11 protein-coding genes are annotated in these 9603 nt (G+C 70.0%); 5 read left to right on the plus strand and 6 right to left on the minus strand.

The genetic code is table 11. The annotated features are described in order from the left end of the window. The 6 genes from AB4Z01_RS34790 to AB4Z01_RS34815 all read right to left on the minus strand — a co-directional run. Positions 1-493, minus strand: a 493-nt coding sequence (locus AB4Z01_RS34790) for an HAD-IA family hydrolase (protein ID WP_441701232.1), incomplete at its 3' end; no start/stop codon positions are given. A gap of 4 nt (positions 494-497) precedes the next feature. Further along, on the minus strand, positions 498-1403 hold the full coding sequence (gene gcvA, locus AB4Z01_RS34795) for a transcriptional regulator GcvA (protein ID WP_441701234.1): 906 nt from the start codon (positions 1401-1403) through the stop codon (positions 498-500). Then, a complete protein-coding gene (locus tag AB4Z01_RS34800) occupies positions 1400-2323 on the minus strand; it encodes a glutaminase (RefSeq protein WP_441701236.1) in 924 nt (307 codons plus the stop codon). The genes gcvA and AB4Z01_RS34800 overlap by 4 nt, the downstream gene beginning before the upstream one ends. 7 nt (positions 2324-2330) lie before the next feature. Next, positions 2331-2909: a GNAT family N-acetyltransferase gene (locus AB4Z01_RS34805; RefSeq protein ID WP_441701238.1), complete on the minus strand. Its 579-nt coding sequence runs from the start codon at positions 2907-2909 to the stop codon at positions 2331-2333. Between the two features lie 195 nt (positions 2910-3104). Continuing rightward, positions 3105-3611, minus strand: a complete 507-nt coding sequence (locus AB4Z01_RS34810; protein ID WP_441701240.1) for a DUF2165 family protein — start codon at positions 3609-3611, stop codon at positions 3105-3107. Continuing rightward, positions 3611-4744: an ABC transporter ATP-binding protein gene (locus AB4Z01_RS34815; protein WP_441701241.1), complete on the minus strand. Its 1134-nt coding sequence runs from the start codon at positions 4742-4744 to the stop codon at positions 3611-3613. Before AB4Z01_RS34815 ends, AB4Z01_RS34810 begins: the two co-directional genes overlap by 1 nt. 450 nt (positions 4745-5194) lie before the next feature. Between AB4Z01_RS34815 and AB4Z01_RS34820 the strand changes: the two genes are divergently transcribed. The 5 genes from AB4Z01_RS34820 to AB4Z01_RS34840 all read left to right on the plus strand — a co-directional run bounded on the left by AB4Z01_RS34820 (position 5195) and on the right by AB4Z01_RS34840 (position 9408). Next, positions 5195-6196, plus strand: coding sequence for a lysylphosphatidylglycerol synthase domain-containing protein (locus tag AB4Z01_RS34820; RefSeq protein ID WP_441701243.1), 1002 nt, complete (start codon positions 5195-5197; stop codon positions 6194-6196). Continuing rightward, positions 6197-6820, plus strand: a complete 624-nt coding sequence (locus tag AB4Z01_RS34825) for a CDP-alcohol phosphatidyltransferase family protein (protein WP_441701245.1) — start codon at positions 6197-6199, stop codon at positions 6818-6820. 67 nt (positions 6821-6887) lie between these two features. Further along, positions 6888-7088 carry a (2Fe-2S)-binding protein gene (locus AB4Z01_RS34830; protein ID WP_441701247.1) on the plus strand — a complete coding sequence of 67 codons (201 nt, stop codon included), beginning with the start codon at positions 6888-6890 and terminating at the stop codon, positions 7086-7088. A 71-nt stretch (positions 7089-7159) separates the two neighbouring features. Beyond that, positions 7160-8122 (plus strand): nucleoside hydrolase, encoded by a 963-nt coding sequence (locus AB4Z01_RS34835; RefSeq protein WP_441701249.1) that lies wholly within the window; start codon positions 7160-7162, stop codon positions 8120-8122. Positions 8123-8139: 17 nt separating this feature from the next. Beyond that, positions 8140-9408, plus strand: coding sequence for a hydroxyacid-oxoacid transhydrogenase (locus AB4Z01_RS34840; RefSeq protein WP_441701250.1), 1269 nt, complete (start codon positions 8140-8142; stop codon positions 9406-9408). The last annotated feature ends 195 nt before the right edge of the window (positions 9409-9603 follow it).

Here is a 9603-nt window from a genome sequence, read left to right on the forward strand (position 1 = left end):
GTGCATCCTCCCAGACCAGGCAGTCCTCGGGGTCGGCGCCCAGCCGCTTCGCCGCGGCCAGGAAGCCGTCCGGCGCCGGCTTGCCGCGGGCGACGTCCTCGGCGGTGACCAGCACCGGCGGCGGGACCAGGCCGGCGGCAGCGAGGCGCTTGGCCGCCAGGGCGCGGGGCGCCGATGTGACGATCGCCCAGCGGTCGGGCGGCAGGGCGCTCAGGAACCGCTGCACCCCGGCGATCGCGACCACGCCGTCGACATCGTCGATCTCGGCCTGGGTCAGCTCGGCGGCCTCGCGCGCCACCTCCGCCTCCGGAATGCCCCAGCGGCGGATGGTCTCGACCGCGCGCACGCCGTGCATGGTCTCGACCACCGCCTCGGCATCGAGCCCGTGCCGTTCGGCCCAGCGGGTCCAGACGCGGACGGCCGAGGCGATGCTGTCGATCAGGGTGCCGTCCATGTCGAACAGGAAGGCGGCGTAGCTGCGGCGCGTCAGCATCGGGTCAGTCTTTCCATGGCGCGGGGTGTCCGGAGGCTTCGCCGCGGATCCAGTCGATGAAGGCGGCGACCGGCGGGGGCGGGGGGGCGGCCCTGGTCACCAGCCAATAGCCGAGGCCGGACGGGGCGAAGGGCGGGCCGCCCAGCGGCTCGACCAGCGCGCCGCTGCGCAGCCGCTCACCGATCAGCGCGTGCCGGCCCATGGCCACGCCCTGGCCGGCCAAAGCCGCCTCCAGCACGATGTTGTAGTCATGCAGCATCAGGGTGCGGGCGCGGGCCAGGTCGAAGCCATGCGCTGCCGACCAGGCCGGCCATTCGATCGGCTCACGGGCGTAGGACAGCAGCAGGGTGTGCTGCAGCAGGTCGGCCGGCCGCGCGATCGGCGGGCCGCGTTCGAGCAGCGCCGGGCTGACCACCGGGGCGATGCGGTCAGGCATCAGCAGCGCCGCCTCGACGTCCGGCCAACTGCCGGTGCCGTAGCGAATCGCCAGGTCGGCTTCGCCGCCCTTCAGATCTGCCAGGGCGTTGGACGGCTCCAGCCGCAGCTCGATCTCCGGATGCGCCACGGCGAAGCGGCCGAGGCGCGGCACCAGCCAATGGGTGGCGAAGGAGGCGAGCAGGCTGACCCGCAGCACCGCCCGTTCCGGCACCCGGACGGCGCGCGTCTCTTCCGCCAGCAGGTCGAAGGCGCGACGCACTCCGTCGAGATAGCGCTCGCCGGCCGGGGTCAGGGCGATGGCGCGGGTCTTGCGCCGGAACAGGGCGGTGCCGAGCTCCCGCTCCAGCCGCTGCACCTGATGGCTGATCGCGCTCGGCGTCACCAGCAACTCCTCGGCGGCGCGGCGGAAGCTCAGATGCCGGCCGGCCGCCTCGAAGGCGCGCAGGGCGGGCAGGGAGGGCAGGCGCCTCACGGCCCGAAGACCGACCAGCCCATGGCTTTCGCGAGCCGCTCCAGCGCCAGGGTGCCGAGCAGCGAGTTGCCGTGCTGATTCAGCCCCGGCGACCAGACCGCGACCGAGGCGCGGCCCGGCACGATCGCCAGGATGCCGCCGCCGACGCCGCTCTTGCCCGGCAGGCCGACGCGGAAGGCGAAGTCGCCCGAGCCGTCGTAGTGGCCGCAGGTCAGCATCAGCGCGTTGATCCGCCGCGCCCGCTCCGGCGACACCACGCGGTTACCGGTCGACAGCCCGCCATCGGCCAGGAAGCGGCCGGCGGTGGCCAACTGCCGGCAGGTCATGGCGATGGCGCATTGATGGACATAGACGCCGAGCGTCAGCTCCACCGGATGAGCCAAGTTGCCGAAGGACTTCATATAGGCGGCCAGCGCCATGTTGCGGTAGGCGGTGCCGGCCTCCGACCGCGCCACTTTCTCGTCGATGGCGATGCCGTCGTCATCGGCCAGCCAGCGGATGAAGCGCAGGATCGACCCGATCGCCTCGCGCGGCTGGTGCCCGGCCAGGACGACGTCGGTCACCACCAGCGCGCCGGCATTGATGAAGGGGTTTCGCGGCACGCCCTGCTCGTGCTCGAGCTGGACGATCGAGTTGAAGGCGTTGCCCGACGGCTCGCGCCCGACCCGCCGGAACAGCGCGTCGCCGACGGCGCCGAGCGCCAGCGTCAGGGTGAAGACCTTGGAGACGCTCTGGATCGAGAATGGCACCTCGGCATCGCCGGCGACATGGACACCGTCATCCAGGGTCGCGACCGCAATGCCGAACTGGCCGGGATCGACCTTGGCCAGCTCCGGGATATAGGTCGCGACCTCGCCGCGCTGCTGCTCCCGCGCCATGGCGTCGGCGATGTCGCCGACGACGTCGCTCAGTTCGGGCATTCCCGGCTCAGCCTTCGCGGTCGATCGTCATGTACAGGGCGGCACCGTCGGGCGTGTCGATCGGCCCGCGGCGCTGGAACCCGGCCTTCTCATAGGCGCGGATCGCGGCGGCGTTGGCCGGGGCCGGGTCGACCTGGATCCGCGCCGTCTCCGGCAGGGCCAGCAGGCGGCGCAGCACCAGCTTGATCAGCCGGGTGCCCATGCCGCGGCCGATCACGTCGGTCTCGCCCAGGAACAGGTCGATGCCGAAGGTTTGGCGCGGCAGCTGGTGCGCCGTCCAGTAGCTGTCGGGATTGGCGTGGTAGACATGCATGTAGCCGATCGGCCGGCTGCCCTCGCAGGCCAGGAACGGCGCGACGTTCGATTCGACCAGATGGGCGGCGATCCGCGCCAGCCCCTCCTCCGGGTCGCCCCACCAGCGCATCACATGCGGCCGCTCCAGCCAGCGGGCGATGATCGGCAGGTCCTCGAGCCGCAGCGCGTTCAGGCCGATCGACGGGTCGACCGCATCGGCGATGCGCTCATCCGCCAGCTTCAGCGCGACCGGGGTAGGCCCTGCCGCGGGGAGGGAATGATCATCGCTCATGCCGCGCCGGGGAGGGCGATGTCTCGCCATGTCGGGAAAGGAACAGACTCATGGACCGCATCGGTGCTGCGAACGGGTCAAGAACCTGTACCTGATCGCGGCGAGCGGTCAAAGAGTCCTGTGGCGGCTCTCATGCGGGCACACTGATGACAGCGTCGTCATCGCGAGGTGCAGAGGCTGCTGACCCCGGTCCGCTCAAATATCGTAGGGCAACTCCTCGTCCCGCTGGTTCAGGAACAGGAGGACGATGCCGGTGAGGGTCAGGAAGATGTGAGCGGCGGGCTGGCCGTTCCATTCATGCGACTGCCACATGGCGAACCATTCGCCGCCGATGACAACGAAGCCGAAGGCGTAGAGCACGAAGCCCATGCCGACCCCGGCCAGCGCCACGGATTTGGCCCGGGCGAAGATTGCGGCCGGTGCGTCCCAGCGCAGTCCCATGCGTAGCGCGCCGGCCCAGCAGACCAGCGCCGTGGCGACCTGCCAGGCGATGATCAGGGCATAGGCCACATGGGCAGCCCCTGGAACGTCGATCGCCCGCCACATCAGGGCGGGCGATCGGAAGGTCGTGTCCATCGCCAGCACGTGCCGGACGAAGGCGAAGTTGGAGCCGTAGTCGGTCAGATTGCCGACCGCGACCAGGGTGAAGAACAGCGCAACGCCGGCTGTGGCCAGGATCTTGAGGACCCTGGCCGTCAGCATCAGTGGGCCATCGCCGGTTCGCGGCCGATATCGGCCATCGGGTGACGTTCGGCCCGCTGCAGGGCCTGGCCCTGGGCGTCGAACAGGTGGCAGGTCTCGGCGTCGAAGCCGATCTGGACCTGGTCGTTGGTCTTGGCCCGGCTGTCGCCTTCGGCCTGCACCGTCAGCATCCCGGCGCCGGTCTTCAGATAGACAAAGGTCTCGCCGCCGAGGCGCTCGACCACCAGCACCTGGCCGGGGATGGTGGCGGCACCGGTGCCCAGCACGTTCATGTGCTCCGGCCGAACACCGAGCGTGACCTTGTCGCCGGCCTTGGCCCGGCCCGGCTGCACCGGCACGGTGACCGAGCCGCCGCCCGGCAGGCCCACCGTCGCGGTGGCGCCGTTCGACGCGGTGACCTCGGTCTCGACGAAGTTCATCTTCGGGCTGCCGATGAAGCCGGCGACGAACAGGTTGTCCGGGTGATGATACAGCTCGAGCGGCGAGCCGACCTGCTCGATCCGGCCGGCGCTCAGCACCACGATCTTGTCGGCCAGCGTCATCGCCTCGACCTGGTCGTGGGTGACGTAGACCATGGTGGCGTTCAGGTCGTTGTGCAGGCGGGCGATCTCGATCCGCATCTGCACGCGCAGCGCCGCGTCGAGGTTCGACAGCGGCTCGTCGAACAGGAACACCTTCGGGTTGCGCACGATGGCGCGGCCGATGGCGACGCGCTGGCGCTGGCCGCCCGACAGCTCCTTCGGCTTGCGCTTCAAGAGGTGCTCGAGCTGCAGGACGCGGGCGGCGTCGCCGACCTTGCGCTCGATCTCGGCCTTGTTGGTCTTGGCGAGCTTCAGGCCGAAGGCCATGTTCTCGTAGACCGTCATATGCGGGTAGAGCGCGTAGCTCTGGAACACCATCGCGATGCCGCGCTCGGCCGGCGGCAGGTCGTTGACCCGCTGGCCGTCGATGGCGAGGTCACCGGCGCTGATGTCCTCGAGGCCGGCGATCAACCGCAGCAGGGTCGACTTGCCGCAGCCCGACGGGCCGACGAAGACGACGAATTCGCGGTCGCGGATGTCGAGATCGACGCCTTTGATGATCTCGAGGTCGCCGAACGACTTACGAATGCCACGGAGCGTTACGCCAGCCATGTTTCCTCCACTGCGCAAACTTTGTCCGCACCATATCCAGCACGGGCGCCTGAGGCCAGCATTTTGGAACCGCGGCTGTCAAATCGTCTGATGTTTGTACGAATCTGATTCGGGGCGCCCGTCCGCGGGCCGTCGCCCCCAGGCCTGGGATCGGCCCGGGATCGGTTGACTCAGGCCCGGCCGGACCCCCCTAATCCGCCCGCCCGACATACCCCGCCATCAGGACCGGCGCCGCATCGTGATCTCCACCACCGAAGCCCGCTCGGCCTTTGCGTTGCCTCTCCCGCTTGCGGGAGAGGTCGGAGACGCGAAGCGGCTCCGGGTGAGGGCTCTTTGTCGAGGCCCGCGCCGGCCCTCACCCGGACGTCCTGGCGGACGTCCGACCTCTCCCGCCATGCGGGAGAGGCAACGCGTTCTCTCCGAGTACCGGTCGTTCTCGTGGGGACGCGCATGAGCAAGCATGCGATCAAGGCCGCGACCGCGCTGGTCGGGCTGGCTGGGCTCTGCGGCATCATCGCGCTCGTCGCCTCGCAGAACGCCGAGGCGGTGCTGCAGCTGCTGCTCAACGCCAGCGGCGGCATCCTGCTGGTGGTCGCCTCCCACTTCCTGGCGATGGGCTGCTCGGCACTGGCGTGGCGCGCCGCGATGCGGCCGCTGTGGTCCGCCGGGCCGGGCATCTTCCTGTGGGCGCGGTTGGTGCGGGAATCGGCCAATGCGGTGCTGCCCGTGGCCCAGGTCGGCGGCAATGTGCTGGGCGCCCGGGTGCTGGCGCTGCACGGCGCCGGCACGGTCCCGGCCGGCGCCGGCATGCTGGTCGATCTGACTCTGGAATTCCTGACCCAGATCCTGTTCTTCGCCATCGGCCTGGCGGTGCTGATCGCGATCGGTGGTGGCGACGCGCTGGGCTGGGCCGCGCTCGGCCTCGGCATCGCGGTGCTGATGGGCGTCGGGTTCGTGCTGGCGCAGCGCTGGGGCATGTTCCGGCTGTTCGAGAACCTGCTGGGCCGGATCGCCCAGCAGTTCGACTGGCCGGCCCTGGGCGGGCTCTCCGGACTGAACGACACGGTGCTGGCGATCTACCGCGACCGCGGCGCCATGGCCCGCGCGGCCGCCTTCCACCTCACGGGCTGGGTGCTCGGCGCCGGCGAGGTCTGGCTGGCGTTGCATGTGCTGGGTGCCGACATAGGCTTCGCGGAAGCCCTGGTGATGGAGAGCATCGGCCAGGCCGTCCGCACCGCCGCCTTCCTGGTGCCGGGCGCACTCGGCATCCAGGACGGCAGCATCCTGGCGCTGGGCGTGATGTTCGGCCTGCCGCCGGAGCTCGCATTGTCGGTGGCGCTGGTCAAGCGCCTGCGCGAGCTGCTGCTGCATGCGCCGGCGCTGCTGATCTGGTACCTCATCGAAGGCCGGCGCCTGCTGCGGACGCCGGATGTCGCACGCGAGCAAGCCTGAATGTCGATCTACACCCAGCCCCACACCTCCTGGACCCACCGCCTGACCCGGATGATGGTGCGGCCCCTGGTCGGCACCCGCGTCACGCCGAACCACCTGACCACCGGGCGCCTGGTCACCGGCCTGGCTGCCTGCGCCGCCTTCGCCGTCGGCGATGCGCAATGGACCCTCTGGGGCGGGGTGATCTGGCTGGTGTCCTGCCTGCTCGACCGCGCGGATGGCGAGCTCGCCCGGCTCGGCAACAGCTCCTCGCCTTTCGGCCATCTCTACGACACGGTCTGCGACCTAGCGGTCAATGCGCTGATGTTCCTGGCGATCGGGATCGGGCTGCGCACCAGTTGGCTGGGCGAAATCGGGCCGCTGCTCGGCATCGTGGCGAGCGCCGGGGTGCTGGCGGCCTCGATCCTGTCGGCCAAGCTGGAAGCCGCCGGGGCGGTCGAGACCAAGGCCTATGTCGGCATCCTCGGCTTCGATTTCGACGACGCACTGTACCTGTTCGCGCCGGCGGCCTGGTTCGGGCTGTTCCCCTACATCCTGATCGGCGCGGCGATCGGCGGGCCGTTCTTCGCCGTCCTCACAGCGGTGCGCCTTCGCGCCGCACGGGCGGAATCGCGGGCAGGATAGAGCGCCTATTGACACTCATTCGCAATCTCATCTACATCCATCGGCGACACACCGGAGCCGCCGACGCATGTATATCTGCATCTGCAATGCCCTGAACGACACTCAGATCCGGTGTGCCGTCGAGTCTGGGGCGAAGACGCCGGGGCAGGTCTATGCCGGGCTCGGCTGCGCTCCGCGCTGCGGCAAATGCGTCACCTCGATCCGCCACATGGTGAACGAGGCGACCCGCGAGCAGGACGACGCGCCGATCCTTCTCGCCGCCGAGTAAGCCGCCTCTATACGCCGCGCCGCGGCGGTGCTAGCCAGCCTCCCGACAGAATTCCGCAAGGGGAGGCCGCGATGGCAGCGACCAGGCGCATCATCATCGACACCGACCCGGGCCAGGACGACGCCATCGCCATCCTGCTGGCGATGGGCTCGCCGGAGCTGGAGATCGCCGGCCTTACCACGGTCGCCGGCAACGTGCCGCTGCACCTGACCACCGCCAATGCGCTGAAGCTGTGCGAGTTGGCCGGGCGCACCGACATCCCGGTGGTCCAGGGGTCGATCCGCCCGCTGGTGCGGCCGCTGGTCACCGCCGAGGCGGTGCACGGCAAGACCGGGCTCGACGGCTCCGGCCTGCCGGACCCGATCACGAAGCCGATCGCCGGCCATGCGGTGGACTGGATCGTCGACACCATCATGACGGCGCCGGAGGGCACCTACACGCTGTGCCCGCTCGGGCCCCTGACCAACATCGCCGCGGCGCTGGTGCGCGAGCCGAAGATCGCGCCCAGGATCCGCGAGATCGTGTTCATGGGCGGCGGCTTCTTCGAGGGCGGCAACACCACCCCGGCAGCCGAGTTCAACATCTATGTCGACCCGCACGCGGCGCATGTGGTGCTGACCAGCGGCATCAAGCTGACCATGGTGCCGCTCGACGTCACCCACAAGGCGCTGACGAGCCGGGCCTGGCTCGACAGGGTGGAGGCGCTGGGCACGCCGGCGGCGACGAGCGTGCATGGCATGCTGAGCTTCTACGAGCGTTTCGACATGGACCGCTACGGCATCGCCGGCGCGCCGCTGCACGACCCCTGCGTCATCGCCTATCTGCTGCGGCCGGAGCTGTTCGGCGGCCGCGACTGCCATGTCGCGGTCGAGCTGGCCGGCGAGCACACGCTGGGCATGACAGTGGTCGACTGGTGGGACGTGGCCGCCAAATGGGGCCATCCGGACGGGAAGCGGAAGAACTGCCGCGTGCTGCGCGACATCGACGCCGACGGCTTCTTCGAGCTGATCTACCAGGCGCTGCAGCGGCTGTGAGCATGGTGGAGGGTGGCGTGACCGAATCCCTCGAAAGCATCTTCACCATCGAGGCGGCGCCGCTGAAGTTCGGCGCCGGCGCGGTCGCGGAGCTGGGCTGGGAGCTGAAGCGCCTCGGTGTCTCCCGGGTGCTGCTCGTCGCCGACCCGGCGCTGCACGAATTCGGCCTGATCGACCGGGTGATCCGCATCATCCAGCGCAGCGATATCGGCGTGACCCGGTTCGAGGGCATCGCGGTCGAGCCGACGCTCGATTCGCTGGAACTCGCCGCCGAGGTCGCGCTTTCGGCGGAGGTCGACGGCTTCGTCGCGCTCGGCGGCGGGTCGACCATCGACACCGCCAAGGTCGCCAACCTGATCAAGCGCCATGGCGGCGCGATCATGGACTATGTCAATGCGCCGATCGGCGGCGGGCGCAAGCCGCCGGGGCCGCTGTTCCCGCTGGTGGCGGTGCCGACCACTTCCGGCTCGGGGTCGGAGGCGACGACCGTCGCCATCCTCGACATTCCCGAGCTCAAGCTGAAGACCGGGATTTCGCACCGGCATATCCGGCCGAGCCTGGCGCTGGTGGACCCCGAGCTGGCGCGCAGCACCCCGGCCGGCGTCACCGCTTCGGCCGGGCTCGACGTGGTTTGCCACGCCATCGAATCCTACATCTCCAAGCCGTTCGATGCGCGGCCGCGCCCGGCCACGCCGGACGACCGGCCGCCCTACCAGGGCAGCAACCCGGTGGCCGACATCTGGTCGCTGCGGGCGATCGAGTTCGGCGGCCGCTTCCTAGCCCGGGCGGTGGCCGACGGCGACGACCTGGAGGCGCGCGGCACGATGATGCTGGGCGCCACCATGGCCGGGATCGGCTTCGGCACCGCCGGGGTGCACATCCCGCACGCCTGCGCCTATCCGATCGCCGGGCTGAAGCACGACTTCCACGCCGAGGGCTACAGCCATGCCTTCGTGCCGCATGGCTATTCGGTGATCGTGACCTCGCCGGCGGCGTTCCGCTTCACCTATGATTCGGCGCCGGAGAAGCACATCCGGGCGGCGGAGCTATTGACCGGACGATCGGTCAGCGATCCCGGCCCCGACAGCCTGCCGCAGGCGCTGACCGGACTGATGCGGCAGGTCGGYGCGCCGAGCGGCATCGCCGCGCTGGGCTATGGCGAGGCCGACATCCCGGCCCTGGTCGAGGGTGCGTTGAAGCAGCAGCGCCTGCTGGTCGGCGCGCCGAAGCCGGTCGGACCCGCCGATCTCGAACGGATCCTGCGGGAGTCGATGGCGAACTGGTGATCCGGCCGTACCTGCGAGCGACGGTTCGCATTGCCTCTCCCGCCTGGCGGGAGAGGTCGACAGCGCGCAGCGCTGGCGGGTGAGGGCTGGCACCGGCCTCGACAAAGAGCCCTCACCCGGACATCCTTCGGATTGTCCAGCGGATGGAGGGGTGACATTTTAGACCGGATGGATGGGTGACAGATTTGGCGAGTT

The sequence above is a fragment of the Inquilinus sp. YAF38 genome, assembly GCF_052113205.1.
Classification (GTDB): domain Bacteria; phylum Pseudomonadota; class Alphaproteobacteria; order DSM-16000; family Inquilinaceae; genus Inquilinus.

Bases quoted from the DNA above. Each gene is read 5' to 3' on its own strand.
- AB4Z01_RS34800 (WP_441701236.1), bottom strand. From the start codon at position 2,323: ATGCCCGAACTGAGCGACGTCGTCGGCGACATCGCCGACGCCATGGCG.
- AB4Z01_RS34835 (WP_441701249.1), top strand. From the start codon at position 7,160: ATGGCAGCGACCAGGCGCATCATCATCGACACCGACCCGGGCCAGGAC.
- AB4Z01_RS34820 (WP_441701243.1), top strand. From the start codon at position 5,195: ATGAGCAAGCATGCGATCAAGGCCGCGACCGCGCTGGTCGGGCTGGCT.
- AB4Z01_RS34815 (WP_441701241.1), bottom strand. From the start codon at position 4,744: ATGGCTGGCGTAACGCTCCGTGGCATTCGTAAGTCGTTCGGCGACCTC.
- AB4Z01_RS34810 (WP_441701240.1), bottom strand. From the start codon at position 3,611: ATGCTGACGGCCAGGGTCCTCAAGATCCTGGCCACAGCCGGCGTTGCG.
- AB4Z01_RS34805 (WP_441701238.1), bottom strand. From the start codon at position 2,909: ATGAGCGATGATCATTCCCTCCCCGCGGCAGGGCCTACCCCGGTCGCG.
- AB4Z01_RS34825 (WP_441701245.1), top strand. From the start codon at position 6,197: ATGTCGATCTACACCCAGCCCCACACCTCCTGGACCCACCGCCTGACC.
- AB4Z01_RS34830 (WP_441701247.1), top strand. From the start codon at position 6,888: ATGTATATCTGCATCTGCAATGCCCTGAACGACACTCAGATCCGGTGT.